Annotated in this window: 29 protein-coding genes; 8 read left to right on the plus strand and 21 right to left on the minus strand. The window is 72.5% G+C overall.

Going from position 1 to position 26933, the window contains the following annotated elements:
• Positions 1 to 83: 83 nt before the first annotated feature.
• From IFT90_RS11135 to IFT90_RS11145, 3 genes are all read right to left on the minus strand, one after another.
• Positions 84 to 1499: an FAD-dependent oxidoreductase gene (locus tag IFT90_RS11135; RefSeq protein ID WP_192042179.1), complete on the minus strand. Its 1416-nt coding sequence runs from the start codon at positions 1497 to 1499 to the stop codon at positions 84 to 86.
• Between the two features lie 124 nt (positions 1500 to 1623).
• Positions 1624 to 2715: a polyprenyl synthetase family protein gene (locus tag IFT90_RS11140; RefSeq protein WP_192042180.1), complete on the minus strand. Its 1092-nt coding sequence runs from the start codon at positions 2713 to 2715 to the stop codon at positions 1624 to 1626.
• A gap of 45 nt (positions 2716 to 2760) precedes the next feature.
• A complete protein-coding gene (locus IFT90_RS11145; RefSeq protein WP_199732328.1) occupies positions 2761 to 3492 on the minus strand; it encodes a demethylmenaquinone methyltransferase in 732 nt (243 codons plus the stop codon).
• A gap of 52 nt (positions 3493 to 3544) precedes the next feature.
• Here IFT90_RS11145 and IFT90_RS11150 point away from each other — a divergent pair, with 52 nt between their 5' ends.
• Together IFT90_RS11150 and IFT90_RS11155 are read left to right on the plus strand one after the other, a co-directional pair.
• A complete protein-coding gene (locus IFT90_RS11150) occupies positions 3545 to 4777 on the plus strand; it encodes an isochorismate synthase (protein ID WP_192042181.1) in 1233 nt (410 codons plus the stop codon).
• Complete coding sequence (locus tag IFT90_RS11155) at positions 4774 to 6210, plus strand: MFS transporter (protein ID WP_371740934.1); 1437 nt, start codon at positions 4774 to 4776, stop codon at positions 6208 to 6210. Before IFT90_RS11150 ends, IFT90_RS11155 begins: the two co-directional genes overlap by 4 nt.
• Here IFT90_RS11155 and IFT90_RS11160 read toward each other — a convergent pair.
• From IFT90_RS11160 to IFT90_RS11170, 3 genes are all read right to left on the minus strand, one after another.
• Entirely contained in the window at positions 6207 to 7058 is an 852-nt protein-coding gene (locus IFT90_RS11160; RefSeq protein ID WP_192042182.1) for a PPK2 family polyphosphate kinase, read from the minus strand. The genes IFT90_RS11155 and IFT90_RS11160 overlap by 4 nt on opposite strands.
• A gap of 47 nt (positions 7059 to 7105) precedes the next feature.
• Entirely contained in the window at positions 7106 to 8890 is a 1785-nt protein-coding gene (gene menD, locus IFT90_RS11165; protein ID WP_192042380.1) for a 2-succinyl-5-enolpyruvyl-6-hydroxy-3-cyclohexene-1-carboxylic-acid synthase, read from the minus strand.
• 76 nt (positions 8891 to 8966) lie between these two features.
• The gene (locus IFT90_RS11170; RefSeq protein WP_192042183.1) at positions 8967 to 9341 is read right to left on the minus strand and encodes a PLD nuclease N-terminal domain-containing protein; all 375 of its coding nucleotides are present in this window, start codon (positions 9339 to 9341) and stop codon (positions 8967 to 8969) included.
• A 99-nt stretch (positions 9342 to 9440) separates the two neighbouring features.
• On the opposite strand from IFT90_RS11170, the gene IFT90_RS11175 reads away from it, so the two are divergent.
• Positions 9441 to 9776, plus strand: coding sequence for a DUF4229 domain-containing protein (locus IFT90_RS11175; protein WP_192042184.1), 336 nt, complete (start codon positions 9441 to 9443; stop codon positions 9774 to 9776).
• Between the two features lie 119 nt (positions 9777 to 9895).
• Here the strand turns inward: IFT90_RS11175 and IFT90_RS11180 are convergent, their stop codons facing one another.
• Genes IFT90_RS11180 through IFT90_RS11195 form a run of 4 tightly spaced genes read right to left on the minus strand, consistent with a single transcriptional unit; the run spans position 9896 to position 13507 of the window.
• Entirely contained in the window at positions 9896 to 10843 is a 948-nt protein-coding gene (locus IFT90_RS11180; RefSeq protein WP_371812274.1) for a 1,4-dihydroxy-2-naphthoate polyprenyltransferase, read from the minus strand.
• Positions 10844 to 10853: 10 nt separating this feature from the next.
• Positions 10854 to 12041: an AMP-binding protein gene (locus tag IFT90_RS11185; protein ID WP_192042185.1), complete on the minus strand. Its 1188-nt coding sequence runs from the start codon at positions 12039 to 12041 to the stop codon at positions 10854 to 10856.
• Positions 12042 to 12093: 52 nt separating this feature from the next.
• Positions 12094 to 13002: a 1,4-dihydroxy-2-naphthoyl-CoA synthase gene (locus IFT90_RS11190; RefSeq protein WP_192042186.1), complete on the minus strand. Its 909-nt coding sequence runs from the start codon at positions 13000 to 13002 to the stop codon at positions 12094 to 12096.
• Positions 13003 to 13039: 37 nt separating this feature from the next.
• The gene (locus IFT90_RS11195; protein ID WP_192042187.1) at positions 13040 to 13507 is read right to left on the minus strand and encodes a hypothetical protein; all 468 of its coding nucleotides are present in this window, start codon (positions 13505 to 13507) and stop codon (positions 13040 to 13042) included.
• A 39-nt stretch (positions 13508 to 13546) separates the two neighbouring features.
• Between IFT90_RS11195 and IFT90_RS11200 the strand changes: the two genes are divergently transcribed.
• Positions 13547 to 14563, plus strand: a complete 1017-nt coding sequence (locus IFT90_RS11200) for an o-succinylbenzoate synthase (RefSeq protein ID WP_371812277.1) — start codon at positions 13547 to 13549, stop codon at positions 14561 to 14563.
• A gap of 46 nt (positions 14564 to 14609) precedes the next feature.
• Here the strand turns inward: IFT90_RS11200 and ccsB are convergent, their stop codons facing one another.
• Genes ccsB through IFT90_RS11225 form a run of 5 tightly spaced genes read right to left on the minus strand, consistent with a single transcriptional unit; the run spans position 14610 to position 19602 of the window.
• Positions 14610 to 15689, minus strand: coding sequence for a c-type cytochrome biogenesis protein CcsB (ccsB, locus tag IFT90_RS11205; RefSeq protein WP_371812279.1), 1080 nt, complete (start codon positions 15687 to 15689; stop codon positions 14610 to 14612).
• On the minus strand, positions 15686 to 17569 hold the full coding sequence (locus tag IFT90_RS11210) for a cytochrome c biogenesis protein ResB (RefSeq protein WP_192042188.1): 1884 nt from the start codon (positions 17567 to 17569) through the stop codon (positions 15686 to 15688). The genes ccsB and IFT90_RS11210 overlap by 4 nt, the downstream gene beginning before the upstream one ends.
• A complete protein-coding gene (locus tag IFT90_RS11215) occupies positions 17553 to 18344 on the minus strand; it encodes a cytochrome c biogenesis protein CcdA (protein WP_192042189.1) in 792 nt (263 codons plus the stop codon). Before IFT90_RS11215 ends, IFT90_RS11210 begins: the two co-directional genes overlap by 17 nt.
• A gap of 2 nt (positions 18345 to 18346) precedes the next feature.
• On the minus strand, positions 18347 to 18955 hold the full coding sequence (locus tag IFT90_RS11220) for a TlpA disulfide reductase family protein (RefSeq protein ID WP_192042190.1): 609 nt from the start codon (positions 18953 to 18955) through the stop codon (positions 18347 to 18349).
• Positions 18955 to 19602 carry a histidine phosphatase family protein gene (locus IFT90_RS11225; protein WP_133737894.1) on the minus strand — a complete coding sequence of 216 codons (648 nt, stop codon included), beginning with the start codon at positions 19600 to 19602 and terminating at the stop codon, positions 18955 to 18957. Before IFT90_RS11225 ends, IFT90_RS11220 begins: the two co-directional genes overlap by 1 nt.
• Before the next feature lie 82 nt (positions 19603 to 19684).
• Between IFT90_RS11225 and aspS the strand changes: the two genes are divergently transcribed.
• Positions 19685 to 21019, plus strand: a complete 1335-nt coding sequence (gene aspS, locus IFT90_RS11230) for an aspartate--tRNA(Asn) ligase (RefSeq protein ID WP_192042191.1) — start codon at positions 19685 to 19687, stop codon at positions 21017 to 21019.
• An 81-nt stretch (positions 21020 to 21100) separates the two neighbouring features.
• Here the strand turns inward: aspS and IFT90_RS11235 are convergent, their stop codons facing one another.
• From IFT90_RS11235 to IFT90_RS11255, 5 genes are all read right to left on the minus strand, one after another.
• Positions 21101 to 21403: a Dabb family protein gene (locus IFT90_RS11235; RefSeq protein WP_192042192.1), complete on the minus strand. Its 303-nt coding sequence runs from the start codon at positions 21401 to 21403 to the stop codon at positions 21101 to 21103.
• Complete coding sequence (locus IFT90_RS11240; protein ID WP_371812282.1) at positions 21400 to 21666, minus strand: glutaredoxin family protein; 267 nt, start codon at positions 21664 to 21666, stop codon at positions 21400 to 21402. Before IFT90_RS11240 ends, IFT90_RS11235 begins: the two co-directional genes overlap by 4 nt.
• Positions 21667 to 21756: 90 nt before the next feature.
• Positions 21757 to 21855 carry a 30S ribosomal protein bS22 gene (locus tag IFT90_RS11245; protein WP_003792170.1) on the minus strand — a complete coding sequence of 33 codons (99 nt, stop codon included), beginning with the start codon at positions 21853 to 21855 and terminating at the stop codon, positions 21757 to 21759.
• 106 nt (positions 21856 to 21961) lie between these two features.
• Entirely contained in the window at positions 21962 to 22156 is a 195-nt protein-coding gene (locus IFT90_RS11250) for an excisionase family DNA-binding protein (RefSeq protein WP_192042194.1), read from the minus strand.
• Positions 22157 to 22340: 184 nt separating this feature from the next.
• Positions 22341 to 22859, minus strand: a complete 519-nt coding sequence (locus tag IFT90_RS11255) for a helix-turn-helix transcriptional regulator (protein ID WP_192042195.1) — start codon at positions 22857 to 22859, stop codon at positions 22341 to 22343.
• 34 nt (positions 22860 to 22893) lie between these two features.
• Between IFT90_RS11255 and IFT90_RS11260 the strand changes: the two genes are divergently transcribed.
• Both IFT90_RS11260 and IFT90_RS11265 read left to right on the plus strand, forming a co-directional pair.
• A complete protein-coding gene (locus tag IFT90_RS11260) occupies positions 22894 to 24351 on the plus strand; it encodes a TrkH family potassium uptake protein (protein WP_192042196.1) in 1458 nt (485 codons plus the stop codon).
• Positions 24344 to 25015, plus strand: a complete 672-nt coding sequence (locus IFT90_RS11265) for a TrkA family potassium uptake protein (protein WP_123546732.1) — start codon at positions 24344 to 24346, stop codon at positions 25013 to 25015. Before IFT90_RS11260 ends, IFT90_RS11265 begins: the two co-directional genes overlap by 8 nt.
• A 31-nt stretch (positions 25016 to 25046) precedes the next feature.
• On the opposite strand, the gene proC is transcribed toward IFT90_RS11265, so the two are convergent.
• The gene (proC, locus tag IFT90_RS11270) at positions 25047 to 25898 is read right to left on the minus strand and encodes a pyrroline-5-carboxylate reductase (RefSeq protein WP_192042197.1); all 852 of its coding nucleotides are present in this window, start codon (positions 25896 to 25898) and stop codon (positions 25047 to 25049) included.
• Positions 25899 to 25940: 42 nt separating this feature from the next.
• On the opposite strand from proC, the gene IFT90_RS11275 reads away from it, so the two are divergent.
• Positions 25941 to 26903: a cation diffusion facilitator family transporter gene (locus IFT90_RS11275; RefSeq protein WP_192042198.1), complete on the plus strand. Its 963-nt coding sequence runs from the start codon at positions 25941 to 25943 to the stop codon at positions 26901 to 26903.
• Positions 26904 to 26933 lie beyond the last annotated feature (30 nt).

The raw sequence follows: 26933 nt of genomic DNA on the forward strand, positions 1-26933 counted from the left end.
GAGGACGACGCGCCTCCTGCGGTCCGCCCGAGGGCAGGAGGCGCAGGAGGCGCGGGCCGCCTCCGAGAAGAGGCGACGGCAGGTCAGACGGAGACGACAGCCGCGTCGGAGTCGGAGCCCGTGTCCGGGCCCGCACCGGAGCCGGACCGCGACACGCGGACCATCTCGTCGCGGGGCACGACCTTGACGCGCACGCGCTCGTGCTCGTGCTGCGCCCCGAGCGACTGCTCGTGCTCGTCGAGCCGGTGCCAGCCCTCGAGGTCGGTGTACTCGACGCCGCGCTGCTCGAGCAGGGCGGGGATCGCCTCGTCGGACGTGTCGGCGGGCTGCCACCAGCTCGCCTGGTCGTTGATGACGTGCTTGACGGTCTCCATGGCGTCGGACTTCGTGTGGCCGATGAGGCCGACGGGCCCGCGCTTGATCCAGCCGGTCGCGTAGACACCGGGCATGATCTGGTTGTCGTCGTCCATGACCTGGCCCTCGTGGTTCGGGATCACGCCGCGACGCTCGTCGAAGGGGATGCCGTCGAGGGGCGAGCCGAAGTAGCCGACGGCGCGGTAGATCGCCTGCACCGGGACCTCGCGGACCTCGCCGGTGCCCTCGACGCCGCCCTGGCCGTCGGGCCGGGTGCGCTCGTACCGGAACGCCGCGACACGGCCCTCGTCGTCGCCGACGACCTCGAGCGGCTTCGCGTAGAAGTGCAGGTGCAGCCGACGCGACGCCGTGCCGACCTCGCGCTGACGCCACTGGTTCAGCACCTTGTCGATGACGAAGACCTGCTTGTTCGTCGCGATCGCCGTCTTCGAGGCCTCGTCGTGGTCGAAGTCCTCGTCGTGCACGACCATGTCGACGTCGCGCACCTCGCCGAGCTCGCGCAGCTCGAGCGGCGTGAACTTGACCTGGGCAGGTCCGCGACGGCCGAAGACGTGCACGTCGGTGATCGACGACTGCTTGAGCCCGGCGTAGACGTTGTCGGGGATCTCGGTCGGCAGCAGGTCGTCGGCGTGCTTCGCGAGGATGCGCGAGACGTCGAGGGCGACGTTGCCGACGCCGACCACGGCCACGGACTGCGCGTCGAGCGGCCAGGTGCGCGGGAAGTCGGGGTGCCCGTCGAACCAGCTGACGAAGTCGGCGGCGCCGTAGCTGCCCTCGAGCTCGATGCCGGGGACGTCGAGGTCGGCGTCCTTGATGGCGCCGGTCGAGAAGACGACCGCGTTGTAGTGCTGCTTGAGGTCGTCGAGGGTGATGTCCTCGCCGTAGCGGACGTTGCCGAAGACCCGGATGTCGCCGCTGTCGAGCACGTCGCGCAGGGCGTTGACGATGCCCTTGATGCGCGGGTGGTCGGGTGCGACGCCGTAGCGGACCAAGCCGTAGGGGGCAGGCAGCTGCTCGAACAGGTCGATCGACACGTCGAAGGCCTTCTCGGCCTTGAGCAGGATGTCGGCGGCGTAGATGCCGGCGGGGCCGGCTCCGACGATGGCCAGTCGAAGGGTGGTCACGAGTTGTCTCTCTCTGCTGGTGTACGGCGCGGAGGTGCCGGCCGTGCGGACGGTGCGGTGTCTGTGGTGATCAGGTGCGGCTGCGGTGCAGCGGTGCGACGGTGCCGAGGAGGCGCGTCGCCGGTCAGGCGGAGCGCTCGACCACCCGGTCGGCGAACCGGGTGAGGGCCTTCTTGACGGGGCCCGCCGGCAGTGCCTCGAGGGCGGCCAGCGCCTCCGACGCCCACCGGTGCGCCTCGCGGCGCGTGCGGTCGGTGACCTCGTGCTGGCGGAGCTGACGGACGATCTCGGCGAACTCGGCCTCGTCGACCGGGTCCGCGCCGTCTTCCGCCGCACGGGTGGCGTCGACGACCTGGTCGATGACGCCCAGCAGGGCCGCCGCCTCCATGTCGGTCTGCGCCTCCTGACGGAGGTACAGCAGCGGGAGGGTGACGACGCCCGCACGCAGGTCGGTCCCGGCGCGCTTGCCGGTCTCCTCGGCCTGGTCGGAGAGGTCGATCACGTCGTCGATCAGCTGGAACGCGATGCCGATCTTCTCGCCGAACTCGGCGACGGGGGCGAGGTACTCGCGGGGCGCCCCCGAGAACATGACGCCGGCACGGGCCGCGGTCGAGATCAGCGAGCCCGTCTTGTCGCCGAGCACGTCGATGTAGTGCGCGATGGGGTCGTCGCCCTCGCGCGGCCCGACGGTCTCGTGCAGCTGGCCGAGGCAGAGCCGCTCGAAGGTCTCGGCCTGCAGCAGGATCGCCTCCTGTCCGAGGCCGGACACGATGGTGCTGGCCCGGGCGAAGAGGAGGTCGCCGGCGAGGATCGCGACGTTGTTGCCCCACACCGTCTGGGCGCTGGGCACCCCGCGGCGCATCTGCGCCTCGTCCATGACGTCGTCGTGGTAGAGCGACGCGAGGTGCGTGATCTCGGTCGCCTGGGCGGACGCGACGATGCCCGGGGTGGCCCCGTCGCCGAGCTGCGCGATGAGGAGGGTCAGGGTCGGGCGCACGCGCTTGCCGCCGGCGGCGAGCAGGTAGCGCGTCGTCGCGTCGGCGATCTCGTCGGCGAACGCGATCTCGCGGAGCAGGCCCTGCTCGACGAGCTCGAGGCCGTCGTCGACCGACTGCACGAAGCGCCGGTCGGAGGGCGAGGCGAAGAGCTTCTCGCCGAGGCCGAGCGACGAGCTCAGGGAGCTGCTGCGGCGGGTGAGCGGCACACTCGGGTTCACAGGGGTCACCTTCGTCTGGTCTGGTCGACCGCCCGGGGGCGGCGGCTACTTCTTCTTCGCCGCGGAGGCGCGGGTCGACGGGTCGGCCGGCTTGCGGCCCCGGTGCAGGGCGACGATGCCCAGCGTCAGGTTGCGGTGCGCCACCCGGGTGAACCCCGCGCCGCGCAGCCACTGGCTCAGCACCTGCTGCTCGGGCCACGCGTCGATCGAGTCGGCGAGGTACGAGTAGGCGGGCGTGTTGCTGCTCACGGCCCGGGCCACGACCGGCATGACGTGCCGCAGGTAGGTGCCGTAGGCGGCGCGGAGGGGGCCGAACGGCGGCGTCGAGAACTCGCAGACGACGAGACGGCCGCCGGGCTTGAGCACCCGGTACATCTCGGCGAGCGCCTGCTTCGGCCGGTTGACGTTGCGCAGGCCGAACGAGATGGTGACGGCGTCGAACGTCGCGTCGTCGAACGGGAGCTGCTCGGCGTCGCCCTCGACGAACTCGATCTCGGGGTGGCGCTCGCGGCCGACCTCGACCATGCCGTGCGAGAAGTCGAGTGCGACGACCTCGGCGCCCCGCGCGGCGATGGCCGCCGAGCTGGTGCCGGTGCCCGCGGCGATGTCGAGGACCCGGTCTGCCGGGCCCGCGCCGATCGCCTTGACGGTCGCGACGCGCCACAGGACGGCGTTGCCCGCGGAGAGCACGTCGTTCGTGCGGTCGTAGTGGCGGGCGACGCCGTCGAACATGGACGCGACCTCGTCGGGTTGCTTGTTCATATCGGCCTTGGTCACGATGGTCGATCCTACCGGCATGCCCCGTGCGTGGCCCGAGTAGGGTCGAGACGTGGTCCCTTCGTCGCTGCACGTCCCCTCCTTGTCCGTCCGCACCACGCAGATCGACCACATCAGCCCCCTCCTCGACGTCGTCGACCCGCGCAGCCCGCTCGTCTTCGTGCGCGGCGGCGCCGGCATGGCCGGCATCGGCGAGGCGCTGCGGCTCGAGTTCACCGGGCCCGACCGGATGCGCGACGCCGCCGACGCCTGGCGCGCGGTCGCGAGCCGCGCCTCCGTCGTCGACGAGGTCGGCGTGCCGGGGACGGGCCTGATGGCGTTCGGCTCGTTCGCGTTCGACGACGAGTCGGCCGACACGAGCGTCCTGATCGTGCCGCGCATCGTCCTCGGGCGTCGTGACGGCGTGGCCTGGATCACGAGGGTCGACGGGGCCGAGCTGCCCCCGGCGTCGCCCGTGGGCGCGGCCGCGAAGCTCCGGCTGGTCGACGGCGAGCTGTCCGGGCCCGGCTACGGCGCGGCCGTCGCGCAGGCCGTGCAGGCGATCCGGCACGGCGAGGTGAGCAAGGTCGTGCTCGCGCGCGACCTCGTGGGCAGGCTGCCCGCCGAGGCCGACCTGCGGCTCGTCGCCGCGACCCTGCTCACGGCCTACCCCGACTGCTACGCGTTCGCCGTGGACGGCCTGATCGGGGCCAGTCCCGAGACGCTCGTCCGCACCGAGCGCGGCGAGGTCAGCGCGCGCGTCCTCGCCGGCAGCAGCGCGCGAGGGGTCGACGCCGTCACCGACGAGCAGGCCGCCCACGCCCTCGCCACCTCGACCAAGGACCTCGACGAGCACGCGTTCGCGCTGCGCAGCCTGCTCCTCTCGCTCGGCCCGCACGCGGACGACGTCGTGACCGGCGAGCAGCCGTTCACGCTGAAGCTGCCGAACCTGTGGCACCTCGCCAGCGACGTGCGCGGGCGGCTCACCGACGGGTCGTCGTCGCTCGACCTGATCGCCGCCCTGCACCCGACCGCCGCCGTGGCAGGCACCCCGACCCGGCGTGCGCTCGAGCTGATCCGCCGCCTCGAGCCGTTCGACCGCGGCCGTTACGCCGGACCGGTCGGCTGGGTGGGCGCCGACGGCGACGGCGAGTGGGCGATCGCGCTCCGCTGCGCCCAGGTGCACCCCGACGGCACGGTCCGAGCCTTCGCCGGCGCCGGGGTCGTCGCCGAGTCCGTCCCCGAGCGGGAGGTCGCCGAGACGACCATGAAGTTCCAGCCCGTCGTCGGGGCGTTCTCGCTGTGACGTCGACCCCCGCGCCGGGGCCCGGAGCCGAGGAGGCGACGGCCGCGCCGCGCTGGTCGCGACCGGTGGCGCTGGTGGTCGCCGCGGCCTTCTTCATGGAGAACCTCGACGCCACGATCCTGTCGACGGCCACCGCCTCCGTGGCTCGCGACTTCGGGGTGCAGCCCGCTCAGCTGGGGATCGCGGTCACCGGCTACCTGGTCGCCGTGGCCGCGTTCATCCCGTTGGGCGCCTGGCTCGCCGAGAGGTGGGGCGCACGGCGGGTGTTCCTCGCCGCCGTGGTGCTGTTCACGCTGGCGTCGCTCGCGTGCGCGCTCAGCCCCGACCTCGTCGCGCTGACGACGGCTCGGGTCGTGCAGGGCGCCGCGGGCGCGATGATGGTGCCGATCGGGCGTCTCATCGTCCTGCGCAGCACCGAGAAGTCCGAGCTGATCAAGGCGATCGCCTACCTGACCTGGCCGGCCCTCGCGGCCCCCGTCGTGGCGCCGCTGATCGGCGGCCTCCTCACCGAGCACCTCGGCTGGGAGTGGGTGTTCCTCGTCAACGTGCCGATCGGCGCCCTGCTGCTCGTCGCGGCGTGGCGGGTCGTGCCGTCGCCCGAGGTCGGCGACCGGCACCTGCTCGACTGGCCGGGGCTGCTGCTCGTCGTCGGCGCGATCGTGGCCCTGGTGGTCGCGTTCGAGCTGCTCGGCGACGAGGCGACCGTGCTGCTCGGGGCGCTCCTCGTCGTCGTGGCGGTGGCCCTCGGGCTCGCGGCCGGCCGGTGGTTCCGTCGAGCCAGGCACCCCCTCCTCGATCTCGAGCCCTTCCGCGTCGCGACCTTCCGGGTCACGAACCTCAGCGGCTCGCTCTACCGGGCCGTCGTCAACGGCGTGCCCTTCGTCGTGCCGCTGCTGCTGCAGGACGGCTTCGGCTGGTCGCCCGTCGAGGCCGGCCTGATGCTCATGTGGGTCTTCGTCGGCAACCTCGGCGTCAAGCCCTTCACGACTCCCCTGATGCACCGGTTCCGCATCGTGCCGATCATCGTCGTCGCCACCGTCGGGCTCGCCGCGACCTTCGTCGCCGCGGCGGTCGTCGGGCCGGACACGTCGCCCGTGCTCGTGGCCGCGATCCTGCTCGTCAGCGGCGTGTTCCGCTCGGTGGGGTTCACGGCGTACAACACCCTGCAGTTCGCCGACGTGCCGGCCGCCCAGATCGCCCCGGCGAACGCCATCGCGTCGATCACGGGGCAGCTCGCCGTCGGGCTCGGCGTCGCGCTGACCGCCCTCACGGTCCGGGTGGCCGACGCGGTCGCCACGGCCGAGGGCGTCGGAGGCGCCGCCACCGGCTACCAGGTCGCGCTCGTCGTGCTCGCAGCGCTGGCCCTGCTGAGCCTGCCCGAGGGGCTGCGGCTGCCCCGGGGCGCGGGCGACTCGCTGCGGAGCCGGGCCTAGGTCGAGGCGAGCCGGGTGCGCTCGAGCTCGACGTCGAAGCCGGCGGGCGGCCAGCCGAGCCCCCGGGCCTCGAGGGCGTCGACGAGGAGGCGCTGGACGGCCACGCGGGCGTACCACTTGCGGTCGGCGGGCACGACGTACCACGGCGCCACGTCCGTCGACGTCCGACGCAGGGCGGTCTCGTACGCGTCCTGGTAGTCGTCCCACACCAGGCGCTCCTCGATGTCGCCGGGGTTGAACTTCCAGTGCTTGTCCGGGCGGTCGAGCCGCTCGGTGAGGCGCTCCTTCTGCTCGTCGCGCGACAGGTGCAGCATCACCTTCACGATCGTCGTGCCGGCGTCGACGAGCTCACGCTCGAACTCGACGATCTCATGGTAGCGTCGCTCGATCTCCTCCGGCGGGGCCAGCCGCCGGACCTTGCCGATCAGGACGTCCTCGTAGTGCGACCGGTCGAAGACCCCGATCATGCCGGGTCCGGGCAGCTCGCGACGGACGCGCCAGAGGAAGTCGTGGGCGAGCTCCTCCTCGGTGGGGGCCTTGAAGGCGTGGTGCGCGACGCCCTGCGGGTCGACGGCGCCGACGACGTGGCGCACGATCCCGCCCTTGCCCGCGGTGTCCGTGCCCTGGAGCACCAGCAGGACGTTCCCCTGCGACCCCCCGGTGCGGCTGCCGGCGAAGAGCTTCTCCTGCAGCTCGCCGAGCGTGTCACGGCCCGACTCGAGCACCTGCGCGGCGTAGCGCTTGTCGCCGGAGAAGCCGGGGGTCGAGGCAGGGTCGATCTCGGCGAGGCTCAGCTCGGGGCCGGCACGGAGGATCTCGGTGGGCTGGGTCGTCCAGGTCTTGGCCATGCGCCCGAGCCTACGGCCGGGTCCTGATCGCCGCTCGGTCAGCGCGCTCAGCGCGCGAGCGGGACCTCGATCAGCACGGGGCCGTCCCAGGCCCTCGCGAGCGCCTGGTCGAGCTCGGCCCGCGTCGAGGCGAGCACGTGGTGCCAGCCGTACGCGGCGGCCAGCCCCGCGAGCTGGACACCGTGCGGCGTGAACTGCACGCGACGCATCGCGTCGACCGGGGCCGTGGCCGCGACCTCGAGGCCGTCGAAGATCGTCCCGCCTCCGTCGTTGCCGACCACGACCTGCAGCCGGGGCCGCACCTCGCCGTCGCCGAACAGGAGCGAGCCGACGTCGTGCAGCAGGGTCAGGTCGCCCAGGAGCACGCGGGTGACGCCGGGCGCCCCGTCGTCGACCTGACTCGCGAGGGCGATGCCGGTGGCCGTCGCCACCGTGCCGTCGATGCCGGCGAGACCGCGGTTGGCGTGGACGCGGATCTTCTTGCCGGGCACGACCTCGTCGACCTCGCGGATGAGGCGGGAGGCGCCGAGGACCAGCCGGTCGTGCGGCCACGTCACGCGCCAGAGGGTCTCGGCCAGGGCGCGCCGGGTCACGGGACGCCGCAGCAGGGCCACCTCGCCCCGGAGGAACTCGGCCCGGGCCGAGCCGTCGTCGCTCGTCGCGGCCTCGAGGTCGGGCGCGGCCTCGTCGTCGCCGACGACGCGGCGTCCGGAGTGCACCCAGCGGCCCACCCAGGCGCGGTGGGCGCGGTCGTCGGGCGCGCCTCCTGCGGTCTCGACCACGTCGACGGCGTCGACCACCGTGGCCGACCGGCCCGGGTCGTAGGCGTCGGCGGTCGCCCCGCGCACGACGACGACCTCGACGCCCGCGCGCGTGAGGAGGGCAGGGACCTGGCGGGTCAGGGTCGGGTGCCCGAGCACGACGACCCGACGCACGACGCCGCCGAGCTCGGCGTCGCCGAGCAGCGTGCGGAAGCCGAGGGCGAGGTTCGGACCGAAGTGGGCCCCGCTCGAGACCTCGGCCACGAGCGGTGCGCCGAGGGCGCGGGCGAGCGACTCCGCCTCCGGACCGGCCCCGTGGCCGGCGACGACCACCGTGGCCGGCTCGACGTCGACCTCGACGCGCACGGCGGCGACACGGGCGGCGTCGGACCAGGAGGCGGCGTCGACCGGCTCGGGACGGGCCGCGGGGAGCGAGTCAATCGCCGCCGACAGGGGCTCGCGGAACGCGACGTTCAGGTGGACGGGACCAGGGACGGCCGGTGCACCCTCGGCCCGGTCGGCGTCCGGGGCGCCGAGGGCCGTCGCGACGGCGGCACGCGCGACCGAGCGGACGGCAGTCGGGTCGACCGGACCTGACCGGGGAGCCTCGAGATCGTGGCCGGCCCGGGTGGCGACGCCGAACATGCCCGGCTGCTGCGTGGTCTGGTTGGCGCCGATGCCGCGGAGCTCGACCGGACGGTCGGCCGTCAGCACGATCATCGGGACCCCGGAGTGGTGGGCCTCGAGCACCGCCGGGTGCAGGTTGGCGACCGCCGTGCCGGAGGTGGTGACCACGACGGCCGGGAAGCCGGACTCGACGGCGAGGCCCAGCGCGAGGAACCCCGCCGAGCGTTCGTCGATCCGCACCCGGAGCCGCAGTCGGCCGGCACGCTCGAACTCGGCGGCGGCGAGGGCGATCGCCTGCGATCGGGAACCCGGGCTGAGGACCAGCTCGCGGACCCCGGCGTCGACGAGGCCGGCGAGCAGGGCCACGGCGTAGTCGGTGGCGACGCTGCCCGAGGTCGACGGCGAGGAGTCGGCTCGGTCGGCGCCTACCTGGTCGGCACCGATCTGACCGGCGCTCTCGGGCAGCTCCGACTCGGCGACGTCGGGCCGGTCGTCCTCGGGACGTGTCACGGGGCGGGTCTCAGGCGTTGTTCTTGTCGTTCGTGTCGTTCTTGTCGTCGCCGTCGAGCTCGGCCAGCTCTTCTTCGAGGCGGCGGATGCGTTCGTCGGTCGTCTCGCGGTCGAGGTCGCTGACCGTCGAGCTCGAGCGACCCGAGAACTCGGGGTCGTCGTCGGGGGCGACGAAGCGCCGTGTCTCGGACTGGCCGGACTTGCGAGCACGGCCGATCAAGAACCACAGGACGGCGCCGATGACCGGCAGCAGCACGATCACGAGGGCCCAGAGGGGCTTGTTGAGGGCCCGGAACTTCGACGACTCGGCGAAGAGGCAGTCGATCAGGGCGTAGATGATGAACGCTGACGCTGCGACGATCGCCACGACCAAGAACTTCACCATGGACCGAGCATAGGCGGGCCGGCAGGGCATCGCCTGATGGTCGGCAGGGAGGTGCGCGCAGGGACGAGGAGGCGCAGGGTGCGCGCGTAGACTCGGCGCGTGAAACCCTGGGTCAAGTACACGATCGTGCGCCTCGGCGTGTTCCTCGTCGCGCTGGTCGTGCTCGTGCTCCTGCTGCCGAACCCGTACCTCGCGACGCTCGTCGCCGCGGTCGTGGCGTTCTGCGTCTCGTACCTCTTCTTCGCGCCGCTGCGCCGGCAGGTCGCGCTGGAGCTCGCCGAGCGCAGGTCGAAGCCGGAGCCGCTCGACGGCGACAGCCTGGCCGAGGACGCCGAGCTGGCCGAGCGCGATGCCCGCGAGGCAGGCACCCGCACGGCCTCCGACGACGACGACGCCGTCGCTCGCGACCAGCGCGACGCGGGACGCGCCTCCTAGGGCCGACGCGGCGCGCCCACTAGGGCCGACGCGGCGCCTCCTACGGCCGACGCACGGCGCGCCTCCTGGGGCCGACGCGGAACGAGCCTCCTGGACCCGACGCCGTCGGGCCTCAGCGCCTAGAAGAAGAGCGCGGCCCCGAGGCCGAGGCCGAACAGCAGCGCCGTCAGCGACGACAGCTGCAGGGCGAGGATCAGCTCGCGCGGCGTCTTGCCGGTCACGCCGATGACCGCTGCCGGCACGGCCGTGATGAGCACGAAGTAGACGTACGGCGCGTTGAAGTACAGGAAGCCGAAGTAGACGAGCAGCAGGAACGGCAGCAGCAGGAAGAGGGCGTAGAGCGCCCGTGCCACGGTGTCGCCGACGACGACCGCGAGGGTGCGCTTGCCCGCCGCCGCGTCCTGCGGGATGTCGCGGATGTTGTTGACCATCAGCACGGCGCAGGCGAACAGCCCGGCCGCGATGCCGGCGACCCACGCGTCGGCGGGGAACCGGTGCACCTGCACGAAAGCCGTGCCGACGGTCGCGACCAGCCCGAAGAACACGAAGACGAAGACCTCGCCGAGGGCGTTGTAGCCGTAGGGGCGCTTGCCGCCCGTGTAGTACCAGGCGGCGACGACGGCGGCGGCCCCGACCGCGAGCATCCACCAGTAGCCGGTCGTCACGACGACGACGACGCCCGCGAGCGCCGCGAGGCCGAAGAAGACGAGGGCGACGCGCAGCACGGTCTTCGGCCGCACGCTGCCCGAGCCCGTCAGACGTGCCGGGCCGACCCGGTGCGCGTCGGTCCCGCGGATGCCGTCGGAGTAGTCGTTCGCGTAGTTGACACCGATCTGGAGGAACACGGCGATCGCGAGGCAGAGCAGGGCCAGCGGGAGGTCCCAGCTGCCGTTCGCCCGCGCGACTCCCGTGCCGAGTGCGACGGGCGCGACGCCGAGCGGCAGGGTGCGGAGGCGGGCGCCGCCGATCCAGTCGCCGGGCGTGACGCGGCGGGCGCGCTGGGCGCCCGGCCGGCCTCCCGGTCGGCCGCCGCGCTTCTTCTTCTGGGATGTCGTCGCTCGTGCCACGGGACCGATCCTAGTTCCGGGCGGGGTCCTCGCCCGCGACGAGGGCCGCCAGGGCGCGGCGGTCGGGCTTGCCGCTCGCGAGGAGGGGCAGCTCGGGGAGCAGGACGAGCCGGTCGGGCGCCGCGGCGCGGCCGAGGGCTGCGCTGACGACCGCACGCAGCTCGGGCAGCTCCGGGAGGCGGGGCGTCGCGTGCAGCAGGTGCGGCGCAGGGCTGCCCGGCTCCCCCACGACCACGACCGGCACCTCGCCCCACCGCTCGTGCCTCGCCCGCACGACCACGGCGCCGGCGAGGCCGGGCTGCTCGCGGACCAGCCGTTCGACCAGCCCGAGCGACACCTTCTCGCCGCCCGAGACCACGACGTCGTCGAGACGGCCGCTCACGGCGAGCACGCCGTCGTCGGACACGCTGCCGGCGTCGCCGGTGCGGTACCAGCGCTCCCCGTCGCGGACGACGAAGGCCGCCTCGGTGCGGGCGTCGTCGCCCAGGTAGCCGAGCGCGAGGGACGGACCGGCGAGCTCCACCTGCCCGTCGACGACGGCGACCCGGGTGCGGCCGACGGGCACCCCGTCGTAGACGCAGCCCCCGCTCGTCTCGCTCGAGCCGTAGGTGCGGACGACCGCCACGCCGGAGGCGCGGGCCCGGTCGACGAGGGACGCGGGCGTCGCCTGCCCGCCCACCAGCACCGCGGCGAAGCTCCGGGCCGCGTCGGCCACGTCGGCGTCGTGCTCGGCGGCGTCGAGCACCGCGGCGAGCTGGGCCGGCACGAGCGAGGTGTAGCGCACGGGGTGCTCGAGACGCCTCGTTGCCCCGGCGAACGCGACCGGGTCGAAGTGCCCCGGCGCGAGGACCTCGGGCTCGGTGCCGGCGGCGATGCTCCGGACGAGGACGTTGGTGCCCGCGACGTAGTGCGCCGGCAGCGCCAGCACCCACTGCCCGGGGCCGCCCAGCGCGCCGTCGGCGGCGGCCGCGCCGGCGAGCACGGCGTCGGCGGGCAGCATCACGCGCTTGGGCACGCCGCTCGACCCGCTCGTCTCGACGACGAGGGCCACGGGCTGCGGCACGGTGGCGGCAAGGTCGGCGGGGACGTGGTCGTCGGTTCGTGGGGCGACGGCGGGACCGCCTGCGAGGGCCTCGCGGAGGGCCTCGAGCACGTCGAGCGGGCGTCGCGCGTCGACGGGGAGGAGGGGGCGGGTCACGCGCCGCGCCTCCTCGTGTCGCGTCCTGCCGCCTGCGCCGTCGGCGTCCGCGTCAGTACTGCCACGGGAACGGCGACCAGTCGGGCTCGCGCTTCTCGAGGAACGAGTCGCGCCCCTCGACGGCCTCGTCCGTGCCGTAGGCGAGGCGGGTCGCCTCGCCCGCGAAGACCTGCTGGCCCACGATGCCGTCGTCGGTGGCGTTGAACGCGAACTTGAGCATGCGGATCGCGGTGGGCGACTTGGTGAGGACGACGCGGGCCATGGCCAGCGCCTCCTTCTCGAGCTCGGCGTGGGGGACGACGCGGTTGACGGCGCCCATCTCGTGGGCGCGGTCGGCGCTGTACTCCTCGGCGAGGAAGAACACCTCGCGGGCGAGCTTCTGGCCGATCTGCTTCGCGAAGTAGGCGCTGCCGTAGCCGGCGTCGAACGAGCCCACGTCGGCGTCCGTCTGCTTGAACCTGCCGTGCTCACGGCTGGCGATGGTGAGGTCGCAGACGACGTGCAGCGAGTGGCCGCCGCCCGCCGCCCAGCCCGGCACGACCGCGATGACGACCTTGGGCATGAACCGGATCAGCCGCTGCACCTCGAGGATGTGGAGGCGCCCCGCCGAGGCAGGGTCGGCCACGTTCGCCTCGGCGCCCTCGGCCTTGTAGCCGTCACGGCCGCGGATGCGCTGGTCGCCGCCGCTGCAGAAGGCCCAGCCGCCGTCCTTGGGGCTGGGGCCGTTGCCGGTCAGCAGGACGACGCCCACGCGGCTCTGCTGTCGCGCGTGGTCGAGCACGCGGTACAGCTCGTCGACGGTGCGCGGCCGGAACGCGTTGCGCACCTCGGGCCGGTCGATGGCGACGCGAGCCACCCGGCCCTCGACGTCGAGGTGGTACGTGACGTCGGTCAGGCCGTCGAAGCCCGGCACCTCCCGCCACTCAGCGGGATCGAACAGGTCGGAGACGGCTGCGGACATGCCCACCAGCCTACGACCGGGGCCAGGTCGCCGACGGTCAGAGCGACGGGACGAGCTTGCCCAGCAGCCAGACGAACACGAACGGGTTGGCGAGGACGCTCAGCAGCACCGCTGCGACGGCGGGCCAGCGGCCCCGTCGCGTGGCGACGGCGACGAGCGCGACGACGCCCACGCCGATCGAGGCGAGCATCGTGACGAGGGCGATCGACGCCGCGGCCGTGACGCCGTCGGCCGCGAGCAGGGCGATCGCGACGCCGTCGAGCGCGAGCAGGACCACGGCGAGCACGAGGACGACGACGCCCAGCCGCGAGCTGCGGGCCGGCTCGACCGAGTCGTCGTGGGTCTGGTCGTCGAAGATGGCCAGCCCCTCGGCGTCGCGCGACCCGCCGTCCGTGGACTGGGCGTCGTCCGTGGACTCGACGGGCTGGGCGGGCTGGGCGTGCTCGGCGTGCTCGCCGGCAGGGGACTCGGCGTCGTCGGACGGGGTCGGATCGGGCGCTGCCATGGAGACCGACCCTAGCGGGCGCGGTGCGAGACTGGCGAGGTGACCACGCCCGCCGACCCCCTCCTCCCCCGCACCGAGCTGCCGCCGCTCGACGACCTGCTGTCCGGTGCGCACGTCGTGCAGCTGCCCCTCCGCACGAGGTTCCGTGGCATCGACGTCCGCGAGGCACTCCTCGTCGAGGGCCCTCGCGGCTGGACCGAGTTCAGCCCCTTCGTCGAGTACGGGCCCGAGGAGGCGGCGGCCTGGTTGGCCGCGGCCGTCGAGTTCGGCTGGGGTCCTGCCCTCTCGCCCCGCACCTCCCGCGTGGCCGTCAACGCGACCCTGCCCGCCGTCGGGCCCGGCGAGGTCGCGGGGGTGCTCGCCCGGTTCCCCGGCTGCCGCACCGTCAAGGTCAAGGTCGCCGAGCGCGGGCAGTCGCTCGCCGACGACGTCGCCCGCGTCGCCGCGGCCCGCGAGCACGTCGGCCCCGAGGGCCGCGTCCGGGTCGACGCCAACGGCGGCTGGACCGTCGACCGAGCCGAGGAGGCGCTGCGGACCCTGGCCCCGCTGGGCCTCGAGTACGCGGAACAGCCCTGCGCCACCGTGCCCGAGCTCGCCGAGCTGCGACGCCGCACGGCCGACCTCGGCGTGCCGATCGCCGCCGACGAGAGCGTCCGGAAGGCGGCCGACCCGCTCGCCGTCGCGCGTGCCGGCGCGGCCGACCTGCTCGTCGTCAAGGCGCAGCCGCTCGGCGGGATCCGGACGGCGCTCCGCATCGTGTCCGAGGCCGGGCTGCCCGTCGTCGTCTCGAGCGCACTCGACACGTCGGTGGGGCTGAGCATGGGCGCGTACCTGGCAGCCGTGCTGCCCGACCTGCCGCACGACTGCGGTCTCGGGACGGCCGCCCTGCTGGCCGCCGACGTGACGCGCGAGCCGCTCGTGCCGGCGGAGGGGGCCATCGACGTTCGGCGGGTCGACGTCGACGTCGACCTGCTGCGGGCGCACGCCGCACCCGACGACCGACGCGAGTGGTGGCTGGGTCGGGTGCGCGCCTCCTACGGGCTGCTCACCCGCTGAGGCGCGACCGCCGGCGAGACCCAGGTAGCCCGGCGGCGAGGAGGGGTCAGAGGCCCGAGTAGGCGTGCAGGCCCTTGAAGAAGACGTTGACGACGCCGAAGTTGAACAGCACCGCGGCGAAGCCGATGATCGACAGCCAGGACGACCGGGCTCCGCGCCAGCCGCGGGTCGCACGGGCGTGGATGTAGCCGGCGTAGAGGACCCAGATGATGAACGTCCAGACCTCCTTGGTGTCCCAGCCCCAGTAGCGGCCCCAGGCGCGCTCGGCCCAGACGGCGCCCGCGATGAGCGTGAAGGTCCAGAGCACGAAGCCGACGAGGGCGACGCGGTAGGCGAGGTCCTCGAGCCGGTCCGCGGCGGGCAGGGTGTCCATGAAGCGGAGGCCGGAGAGCCGGGCCTGTTCGCGCTTCGTCTGGATCAGCTGGGCGATCGAGAGGCCGGCCGCGATCGCGAAGAAGCCGGTGCCGAGGATCGCCACGAGCACGTGGATCACGAGCCAGGCCGACTGGAGCGCCGGCTGCAGCGGGACGACCTCGACGTAGTAGTTGACGCTGCCGATCGCGAGCAGCACGAGGTTCAGGCCCATGACGTAGGCGCCGAGGAACGACAGGTCGACGAAGCGACCGGCGACCAGGTAGACCGCGACGATGATCGCGGTGCCCGTGAGCGAGAACTCGAACATGTTGGCCCAGGGCACGCGGTCCGCGGCCAGGCCTCGGGTCACGACGCTCGAGACGTGCACGAGCAGGCCGAGCACCATCATCGCGGTGGCGACGCGCTCGAAGCTCGAGCCGCGACGGCGTTGGGTGGAGCCGGGACCGGAGGTGCCGTCGGGGCCGCCGGTGCCGTCGCCTCGGACCTGGCCCGCCGACACGGTCGTCCCGGCCTCACGGTCGAGCACGATGGTGCTGCCGCCCGAGACCGCGGCGCGGGCGGAGCCGCGACCTGCCCCGCGGGCCGAGCCTGCGTCGGGCCCTGCGGTCGCGGCGGCGCTCGACGCAGGCGCCTGCTGGGCGTCGCCCGAGCGCTTGGCGAGGTCGAGGGCGAAGGCCACGAACGAGATCGTGTAGATCGCCATCGCCGAGTACACGGCGACGAGCGAGAAGTTGGCGAGGTCTTCGGTCACGGTCGCATCCTACGTCCGGCGCGGCTGGGCGCCTCGGTCGAGCGGGCAGGGTCGTTCGAGGTCGAGCCGGGCGCAGACGGGGCGGCGGCGCTCGGGCGGTCGCTCGGGTCGTCGCTGCGGTCGTCGTCGCTCGTCGCGGCACGTGCCGCGTCGGCGGGCACGCCGAGCCCGGCGAGGTGCGTCCGGGCGATGTCGCGGACGGCGCGGGCCAGCGTCGGGTCCTCGCCGCGGGCGAGGCCGGCGTACTCGAGCAGGACTCCCCCGTCGGTCGTGCTGGCCTTGACCCAGACACGGCGGCGCGGCACGAACAGCGCCGTGAGCAGACCGGCGAAGACCAGCACGGCGAACAGCAGCACCCAGAGCTGCGACGGGTCGTGGTGCACGTCGAGGGAGGCGAAGCGCTTGACGTCGGAGAGCGTCACCGTGCCGAGGCCGTCGGGCAGGTCGGCCGTGGTGCCGGGAGAGAGCTGCAGCGCCGACTGGTCGGCGGCGGCGCCCGCGATCTCGGTCATGCCGTCGGTGTCCAGGGAGTAGACCGACTGCGGCACACCTGCGTCGAGGCCGAGGTCGCCCTGGTAGACGTTCAGACTCAGCACCGGGTTCAGCAGGTCGGGGTAGCTCGAGGCGAGGATGCCCGACCCGTCGCCGGTCTCGACGGCCGACGGGTAGAAGAAGCCGATCATGCCGATCTGGTCCGACAATCCGTCCGGCACCTTGACGACGCCCTGCGAGGTGAGGTTCGCGTCCTGCGGCAGGAAGGGGATGGTGTCGCGGAAGGCGACCGAGCCGTCCGGCGCCTTCACCGTGACGTCGACCGCGTAGCCGTTGCCGAGCAGATAGACGTTCGAGCCGCCGATCGACAGCGGGCTGTTGACCTTGATCTCGTGCTCGCTCGTGTCGCCCGACTGGGTCGTCGTCGTGACGTCGGCCGTGTAGTCGAGCGGCTGTCCGAGCGCGTCGGCGTTCGACTCTTCGTACGTCGTCGTGAACTTGTCGAGCGTGATGTTGTAGGGCGAGAGCTGGGAGTCGCTGAACCAGCGGCCCGGGTTGAACGAGTCGTACGAGACGAGGGCGTTCGTGAAGGTCTGGCCCTCGACGACCACGCGCTGACCGGTGTAGCCGAAGCCGCCGCCGATCCCGACCGTGAGCAGCACGCCGACCAGCGCCGTGTGGAAGACGAGGTTGCCGGTCTCTCGCAGGTAGCCGCGCTCGGCGCTGACCGAGTCGCCGAAGACCTGCGTGCGGTACCCGGCGCGACTCAGCTGCGCGCGGGCCTGCTCGACGACGGAGGCGGGGGCGAGGGCGGCGTCCGCCGCGCCTCCTGCGGTCTGCAGCGTCACGGAGCGGTAGCCCGCCAGCCGCGAGAGCCTCGCAGGCGTCTTCGGCGGCTTCGAGCGCAGGGCCTCGAAGTGGTGCTTCGTGCGCGGCACGATGCAGCCGATCAGCGAGATGAAGAGCAGCAGGTAGACGGCGGAGAACCACGGCGACGAGTAGGTGTCGAAGACGCCGATCTTGTCGAGCACCGGGAACAGGTCGGGGTGCTCGGCGCGGTACTGGACGACGCCGTTGGGGTCGGAGGTGCGCTGCGGCACGAGCGAGCCGGGGATCGCCGCGACGGCGAGCAGCATGAGGAGGAACAGCGCCGTCTTCATGCTCGTCAGCTGGCGCCAGAAGAAGCGGAGGTAGCCGACGAGCCCCAGGCGCGGCTGGACGACGTCGGCGGAGCCCGCGCCCTGGTCGCCCGGCGTGCGGGCGGGAGCGGAGTCGTAGTGGTCGCTCGGGCGGAGCGGGTCGGACGAGACGTCGGTCAGGTCGGCCTGGTCGGGCCCGTCCCCCTGGTCGACCGACGTGCGGCGCTCGGGGTCAGACGATCGTGCCATAGCTCGCGATCACCGCCCCGAGGTGCGACATGAGGGAGGACCAGAGCCCGGTGACCATGAGCAGACCGATGGCGATCAGGATCGAGCCTCCGACGATGTTGACGGCGCGCATGTGGCGCTTGACGAACGAGATGGAGCGTGTCGCCCAGCCGAAGCCGAGGGCGACGAGCAGGAAGGGAACGCCCAGGCCGACGCAGTACGCGAGCCCGAGCAGCACGCTCGACGTGGCCGAGCCGCTCGTGAACGACAGGGCGTAGATGGCGGTGAGGGTGGGGCCGATGCACGGCGTCCACCCGATGCCGAACACGATGCCGAGCAAGGGGGCGCCGGCCAAGCCGGTCGCCGGGGCGAAGCCGGGCTTGATCGTGCGCTGCAGGAACGTGAACTGGCCGACGAAGACGAGGCCGAGCGCGATCACGACGAGGCCCATCAGGCGGACGATCAGGTCGCGCCACTGGATCAGCCAGAAGCCGGCGGCCGAGAAGGCGAGACTGCCGCCGACGAAGACGAGCGAGAAGCCGGCGATGAAGAGGAGGACGCCGATCACCATCCGTCGACGGTCGCGAGAGGCGGTGGAGGAGGCGGGGGTCGTGGGCGTCCCGGCGGCGCGACGACCGCCTCCGGCGAGTCCGCCGACGTAGCCGAGGTAGCCCGGCACGAGCGGCAGGACGCAGGGCGAGAGGAACGAGATCAGGCCGGCGAGCAACGCCACCGGCAGGGCGACCGCGAGCTGGCCGCCCGCGACCGCCTCGAAGAAGGGGTTGCCCTGGTACACCTCTAGGCCTGCTCGGCGACGGCGTCGCTGATCAGGGTCTTCAGCGTGCTGGGGCCGTCGAGGCCGCCGAGCACGCGTGCCGCGATGCGGCCCTGCTTGTCGAGGACGATCGTCGTCGGCACCGCGTTGGGGGCGATGGTGCCGGCGAGGGCGAGCTGGACCGCGCCGTCGTTCGTGTCGACGATCGACGGGTAGGTGATGTCGAACTTCTCGGCGAAGGCGCGGGCGGTGTCGGCCTGGTCGCGCACGTTGACGCCGACGAACTGCACCCCGTCGTCGGCGAAGTCGGTGCTGAGCTGCTGCAGGTCGGGCGCCTCCTTGCGACAGGGCGGGCAGCTGGCGTACCAGAAGTTCAGGACGACGACCTCGCCGTCGTGGTCGGCCCTCGAGAACTCGTCGCCCTCGTCGGTCGTGCCGGTGAACTCGACCGGGTCGTCACGGTCGGCCTCGGGCACCTCGGTGACCGTGCCGGCACCGCTGATGTAGTTCTCGGTGCCGCCCGCGCGGTACTGCTCGGCGAGGGGGTCGGACTGCGAGGTGCAGCCGGTGAGCACGAGGGCGAGGGCCGAGGCAGCCGCGACGGCACCGACGATGAAGGAGGCGCGGCGCATCAGACCGCCCCGAGGTCGACGGCGCGCTCGAGCAGGTCGGCCGCGGGGTCCTGGTAGCCGACCTCGACGAAGCGCCCGCCGTGCCGCTCCAGAGTCGTGATGCTCGAGAGGGAACAGCGACGGCGACGGGGATCGTGGAAGAGGCGGGCGCCCGTCACGCTGCGGTGCACCATCCAGATCGGCAGCTGGTGGCTGACCAGCACGACGTCGCCCGAGTCGACGCTCGACCAGGCCTCGTCGACGGCCGCGAGCATGCGCGCCGCGATGCTGACGTATGCCTCGCCCCAGCTGGGCTTGAGCGGGTTGACGATCCACGGCCACTCGGCCGGCACGGCGAGCTGCTTCGCGACGGTGAAGTCGGAGCGGCGGCCCTCGTACTTGTTCGTCGGCTCGATCAGGCGCTCGTCGACCTGCACGTCGAGGTCGAACGCGGCGGCCCAGGGCGCGGCGCTCTCGCGGGTGCGCTGCAGCGGGCTCGCGACGACGGCGGCGACGGGGGCGCCCTGCGCCTGCAGCATCGCGGCCGAGGAGGCGGCCATCCGGTGGCCGAGCTCGCTGAGCCCGAAGCCCTCGAGTCGGCCGTAGAGCACGTGGTCGGGGTTGTGCACCTCGCCGTGGCGCACGAGGTGGATCTGCTGGGCGGGCATGGCAACCAGTCTAGATCGGGCCTGCACTCCCACCTCCCTCACGGGGGGCCGAAAGCTCGACGTCGCGGTAAACTCTGGCCCCGTGATCGAACGCACCCTCATCAGCGACCTCTCGCCCCTCCCCGACGGCCCCGTGACGGTGTCCGGTTGGGTCGACACGGTCCGTGACCAGAAGAAGGTGCAGTTCGTCGTCCTCCGCGACGAGTCCGGCGCCGTCCAGCTCGTCCGTCCCCGCACGGCCGCCGACGTGCTCGCCGAGGCAGGTGAGACCGACGAGATCGCCGACGCGATCTCGGGCCTCTCGCAGGGCAGCTTCGTGACGGTCACGGGCCAGCTCAAGCACGACGAGCGCGTCAAGCTCGGCGGCATCGAGGTGAAGATCGACGGCCTCGTCGTCGACAGCCTCGCCGACCCCGAGACGCCGATCGCCGCCGACAGCGGCATCGACAAGCGGATGGACTGGCGGTTCCTCGACCTGCGCGTTCCGCGCAACGCCCTCATCTTCCGTGTCCAGACCACCTTCGAGCACGCGATGCGCACCTACTGGGTCGAGCGCGGCTACGTCGAGGTGCACACCCCCAAGATCATGGCGTCGGCGAGCGAGTCGAACGCCGAGCTGTTCAAGGTCGAGTACTTCGAGGGCAGCGCGTTCCTCGCGCAGAGCCCGCAGTTCTTCAAGCAGATGGCCCAGGCGGCCGGCTTCGGCAAGATCTTCGAGATCGCCCCGGTCTTCCGTGCCGACCCCTCGTTCACCTCGCGCCACGCGACGGAGTACACGAGCGTCGACGCCGAGATCAGCTACGTGGACAGCCACGAGGACGTCATGCAGATGCAGGAGGAGCTGCTCGTCGCCGCGTTCACCGCCGTCGTCGAGAAGCACGGCGCGGCGATCAAGGAGCTCTTCGACGTCGACCTGACGGTGCCGACGACGCCGTTCCCCCGCATCCCCCTCGCCGAGGCCAAGCAGATCGTCGCCGACCGCGGCTACGTGGTGCCCCGTGCGGACGCCGACATGGACCCCGAGGGCGAGCGCCAGATCGCGGCGTACGTCAAGGAGACGTTCGACCACGACTTCGTGTTCCTCACCGACTACGACGCGTCGATCCGGCCGTTCTACCACATGCGCCACGACGACGACCCGCAGCTCACCAAGAGCTACGACCTCATCTACAACGGCACCGAGATCACCACCGGCGCCCAGCGCGAGCACCGTGTCGACGTGCTCGAGGCCCAGATCCGCGAGAAGGGCATGAAGCCCGAGGAGCTCGGCGGCTACCTCGACTTCTTCCGCTACGGGGCCCCCTCGCACGGCGGCTTCGGCATGGGCCTGGCCCGCGTGCTGATGCTCATGCTGCACCAGCCGAACCTCCGCGAGGTGACGTTCCTGTTCCGCGGACCGACCCGACTCACGCCGTAGGGGACGAGGGCCCGAGGGCCCGACGTCGAAGGAGGCGCGGTGCAGGCATCACCTGCACCGCGCCTCCTTCGCTCTGTCTGGTCAGGCCTCGTAGTCGATGGCGCCGCGTCCGGTGACGAGCGTGCGGATCTCGGCCGCCGCCTCCTGGTGGGCCGGGTGGACGACGTACGCGTCGAGCCCGGCGGCGTCGTCGAACTCGGCGACGACCGCGACGTCGCCGTTCGTGTCGGGGTAGGCGACGTTGCGGACGACCTCGAGCGATCGGATCGACTCGACCGTGCCGACCAGGCCGGTCAGCAGCTCGTCGATGCGCGCGGCGGCGTGCTCACGTGACGCGTCGTCGGTGGCGACGAGGTTCCAGATGACGATGTGCTTGACGGTCACGCGAGGGCCTTCCGGAGGGCGGTGCGGAGGCGCTCGGGTTCGACGCGCCAGATGGTGTGCACGCGGTCGTCGAGCAGGACGACCGGGATCTCTTCTGCGTACTCGGCCTGCAGGGCCTCGTCGCCGAGGATGTCGGTCTCGGCGTAGCCGAGCTCGGCCGCCGTGAACTCGGGCTCGGCCAGCACGGCGTCGAGGGCGGCGCGCGCCTCGTCGCAGAGGTGGCAGCCGGGCTTCGTCAGCAGGGAGATGCGGGGAACGGGCACGCCCTCGACCCTAGCGGCTGGCCTCGACGATCTGCCCTCAACGAGAAGTGGCCCCCGACCGAACGGTCGAGGGCACACTTCGCGCATCGTCTACTTCTTGTTGCGACGCTGGTGACGAGTCTTGCGAAGCAGCTTGCGGTGCTTCTTCTTCGCCATGCGCTTGCGACGCTTCTTGATGACAGAACCCATAGAGGACCTCACTGATTCATGGATCGGACGACCGGGTCCGAAACAGAACCGCGGAAAAATGCCTCGGGTCAGTGTACTAGGGCGACCCGTGATTGTCGAAAGCGCGTCAGCCGACGTCGGCGACGCCGTTCTGCACGACCGCCGCGACGGCCGACTCGGGCACGCGGAACGACCGGCCGAAGCGGATCGCGGGGAGCTCGCCCGAGTGAACCATCCGGTAGACGGTCATCTTCGAGACGCGCATCATGCCGGCCACCTCGGCGACGGTGAGGAACCTCACGTCCGAGAGATCGTGGGTCACGTCGCCTCCTGGGGCTGCTGGTCGGGAGAGCCCGACGACGACGCCGGTGCAGGAGCGACAGGAGGTGTTCCTGTGACTCGTGGTCACTCTAGGGGCGCGTGTGCCGCGGGTGCAACGGTCGCGGGCACCGCCTGGGGACGACGCGGCGGCAGGCCTCCCGTCGCGACGGGCCGGGGCGCGGGGCTCAGCGGCCGAGGCGCTTGCGGACCGGGTCGATCACGCGCTCGTCCAGGGCGCTCTGGGCGTCGTGCAGGGCCGAGGAGGCGCGGTGCTGCGCATCGGCCACGGCCCGTCCCAGCCCGCTCGCGACGTCGGTCGCGTCGGGGAGCGACTCGGCGGCCCGCCGGATGGGCGCGGGCACGCTCGCGCCCGCCCAGGCGGCGAAGGCCCCCGACGCGGCGTCGAGGCCACCGGCGAGGTCCGCCCCGAGGAACGGGACGAGCCAGTCGTCCACCGCCTCGAGCGGCCCGGTCTCGATGCCGTAGTAGCGGTGCTGCCCGTCCTCGCGCACGTGCACGAGCCCCGCGTCGCGGAGGACGCGGAGGTGCTTCGAGACGGTCGGCTGGCTCAGCCCGAGCGACGTCACCATCTCGCCGACGCTGACGTCGCCGGTGCGCGAGTCGGCGGAGACGTGGGCGTCGAGCAGGACCGTGAGGATGTCCCGGCGCGTGCCGTCGGCGATCACGGCGAAGATGTCGGGCATGCAGCCACAGTAACGACGACCGGCCGGATGTACCATGACGGCTGTGACGCGCGCCTCCGTCGCGCCGCGGCGCGGACCCTCCCCCGGCCCCCGCAGCGTGTTCCACCGCCTGTCCGACTGGGTCGACGACATCGGCCGCAAGTCGCCCGCACGGTTCGCGATCCTCATCTTCACCGGGCTGATCCTCGTCTTCACGGTCGTCTTCTCGCTGCCCGTCTCGTCCGCGGACCGCACGGTGACCCCGCTCGCCGACTCGCTCTTCACCGCGGTGTCCGTGATCTGCGTGACGGGCCTGGCGACCGTCGACATGGCGACCCACTGGTCGCTCTTCGGCCACGTCGTGATCTTCGTCGGCGTGCAGATCGGCGCCATCGGGGTGCTGACCCTCGCCTCGATCATGGGCCTCGTCGTGTCGCGGAAGCTCGGCCTCCGGGCCCGGCTGATGGCCGCCGGGGACAGCAACCCGCTCCGCGCCCACGCGGGCCCCGTGCCGGAGGGCCAGGCGGTGCGCCTCGGCGAGATCGGCGGCCTGCTGACGACCGTCGCCCTCAGCTCGTTCGTGATCCAGCTCGTGATCGCCCTGCTGATGATCCCCCGGATGGTCATCGACGGGATCGCCCTCGGCGACGCCGTGCTCGACAGCTTCTACTACTCGGCGATGGCCTTCACCAACACCGGGTTCACGCCCAACGCCGACGGCCTGGCCGCCTTCGAGAACGACTACTGGTTCCTCAGCTTGATCATGGTCGGGGTGTTCCTCGGCAGCATCGGGTTCCCCGTGATCTACGCCCTGGCCCGCAACCCGCGGAACCCCCGCCGCTGGTCGGTGCACGTCAAGTTGACCCTGCTGACGACGGCGATCCTGATCGTCTTCGGCATGCTGCTCTACATCGTGCTCGAGTTCGACAACCCGAAGACGTTCGGCGCGATCGAGGCCGGGCCGACCGTGTTCCAGTCGCTGTTCCTCAGCATGATGACGAGGTCGGGCGGATTCTCGACGATCCAGATCTCGGACCTCAACGGCTCGTCGCTGCTCGTCACCGACATGCTCATGTTCATCGGCGGCGGCTCGGCCTCGACGGCGGGCGGCATCAAGGTCACGACCCTGGCCGTGCTGTTCCTCGCCGCCTTCGCCGAGGCCCGCGGCCAGCGCTCGATGGAGGCGTTCGGCCGTCGCATCCCCAGCGACGTGCTGCGCCTCGCGGTCAGCGTCGTGCTCTGGGGCGCGACGATCGTGGCCGTCTCGAGCATCCTCATCATGCACATCACGAAGGAGCCGCTCGACCACGTGCTCTTCGAGTGCATCTCGGCCTTCGCGACCTCCGGCCTCAGCACGGGGCTCACCGACCGGCTGCCGGACTCGGCGAAGTACATCCTCGCGGTCACCATGTGGATGGGCCGCGTTGGTACAGTGACGCTCTCCGTCGCCCTGGCCGCCAGCCAGCGACGCCAGCTGTTCACGAGAGCCGAGGAGCGACCGATCGTTGGTTGACAGGATCAAGCACGACGCGCCGGTGCTCGTCATCGGCCTCGGCCGCTTCGGCGCCGCGACCGCAGGCCAGCTCGAGCGGCAGGACCGCGACGTGCTCGCCGTCGACACCGACGCCGGGCTCGTGCAGAAGTGGGCCGACCGGGTCACGCACGCCGTCCAGGCCGACGCCCGCAGCATCGACGCGCTCAAGCAGATCGGCGCCCAGGACTTCTCGATCGCGGTCGTCGCGGTGGGCTCGTCCATCGAGGCCAGCGTGCTCATCACGGCCAACCTCGTCGACCTCAAGGTGCCTCAGATCTGGGCGAAGGCGATCAGCCAGTCGCACGGCAAGATCCTCGCCCGCATCGGCGCGAACCACGTCATCTACCCGGAGCGCGAGGCCGGCGAGCGCGTCGCGCACCTCGTCTCGGGACGCATGCTCGACTACATCGAGTTCGACGACGCCTTCGCGATCGTGAAGATGTACCCGCCCAAGCCGGTGCGGGGCGCCTCCCTGGCCGCCTCCAACATCCGCACGAAGTACGGCGTCACGGTCGTCGGGGTGAAGAGCCCGGGAGGCGCCTTCAAGGAGGCGACGCCCGAGACGGTCATCAGCAACCACGACCTCATCATCGTGTCGGGCGACAGCCGCACCATCGAGAAGTTCGCGGCGCTCGAGGGCTGACGCCCTCCGGGGGCGGCGCAGTCGGGGAGCCTCAGCGGCCCTCGGCGATCTCGCGGTTGCGGGCGAGGGCGGCCTGGGCAGCCCGGCCGAAGAGGTCGGCGAGGCCGCCCTGCTCGAGCACGGCGACGGCCCGCTCGGTCGTGCCGCCGGGACTGGTGACGCGCCTGCGGAGCTCGGCGGGCGCCTCCTCGGCCGGGGCCAGGTCGCTCGCGGCGAGCAGCTCGCTCGCTCCCCGGAAGGTGCCCTGGACCATCGTGGCGGCCTGGGCGGGCGTGAAGCCCAGGCTGACCGCCGCCTCCTGCAGGGCCTCGACCAGCAGGTAGACGTAGGCGGGGCCCGAGCCCGAGATCGTGCTGAGCGCGTCGATCTGCGACTCGGGCACGACGACGACGTCGCCGACCACCTCGAACAGCCGCCTCGCGAGCGCGAGGTCGTCGTCGGACGAGCGCGAGCCGGCGCTGAGGCCGGTGACGCCGAGGCCGACGTGCGACGGGGTGTTGGGCATCGACCGGACGACGGTGACGGACGCGGGCAGCGCCGCCTCCATCGTGGCCGTGGTGACGCCCGCCGCGAGGCTCACGACGACGGCGTCGGGCTCGAGGGCCGGGGCGATCTCGGCCAGCAGGTCGACCACCATGTGCGGCTTCACGCCGATCAGCACCAGGCGAGCGCCCTCGACCGCAGCCGTGTTGGCGCCGGGGTCGGTCTCGGTGGCCAGGGAGGTGACGCCCTGCTGCCGGAGCGGGGCCGCCTTGGCCTCGGTGCGGTTCGTGACGCGGATGCCCCCCTCGACGACGACGTCGGGGCCGAGCAGGCCCGCGAGGACGGCGCCGCCCATCGAGCCTGCTCCGAGAACTGCGGTGGCGGGGAGAGTCGTGACCATCGGGCCATCCTAAGATCGACCCAGACACGAGGGGACCTCCACATGAGCACGTCCGGCGGCAACAAGGCGATCTTCGCGGCGCTCGGCGCCAACCTCGGGATCGCGGTGACGAAGTTCGTCGCCTGGTTCTTCTCGGGGTCGTCGTCGATGCTCGCCGAGGGCGTGCACTCCCTGGCCGACTCGGGCAACCAGCTGCTGCTGCTGCTCGGCGGCAAGCAGGCCCGCAAGGCCGCCGACGCCGAGCACCCCTTCGGCTACGGCCGCGAGCGCTACGTCTACGCCTTCGTCGTCTCGATCATCCTGTTCAGCGTCGGCGGCGTCTTCTCGCTCTACGAGGGCGTCGAGAAGCTCCGCGAGCCGCACCCCCTCGACGTGCCCTGGCTGCCCGTCCTCGTGCTCGCGATCTCGCTGGGCCTCGAGAGCTTCTCGCTGCGCACCGCGATCAAGGAGGCGCGCCCCGCGAAGGGCGCACAGAGCTGGCCCGCCTTCATCCGCCGTGCCAAGGCGCCCGAGCTCCCGGTCGTGCTGCTCGAGGACGCCGCCGCGCTGCTCGGCCTCAGCTTCGCCATGATCGGCGTCGTCCTCACCTGGATCACCGGGAACGGCGTCTTCGACGCGATCGGGACGCTCGCGATCGGCCTGCTGCTCGTCGCCGTCGCCGTCGTGCTGGGCATCGAGACGAAGAGCCTGCTCGTCGGCGAGGGCGCCTCCGCCGGCGACGTCGACGCCATCCGCGCCGCGATCACCGCCGGCCCGGAGGTCGAGCAGATCGTGCACATGAAGACCCTCTACCTCGGCCCCGACGAGCTGCTCGTCGCCGTGAAGGTCGCCATGGACGGTCGCACCGCGCTGCGCGACGTGTCGTCGACCATCGACGCGATCGAGGCACGCGTCCGCGAGGCCGTGCCGATCGCGCGGGTCATCTACGTCGAGCCCGACGTCTGGCACGAGCCGGACCGGGTCGACCCGCCCACCGACGCCATCGTGATCAAGGCCGCCGACTAGCGGCCGCACCCGAACCCGCGGGGGCGGGCG

It is taken from the genome of Frigoribacterium sp. CFBP 8766, from assembly GCF_014841435.1.
Classification (GTDB): Bacteria; Actinomycetota; Actinomycetes; order Actinomycetales; family Microbacteriaceae; genus Frigoribacterium.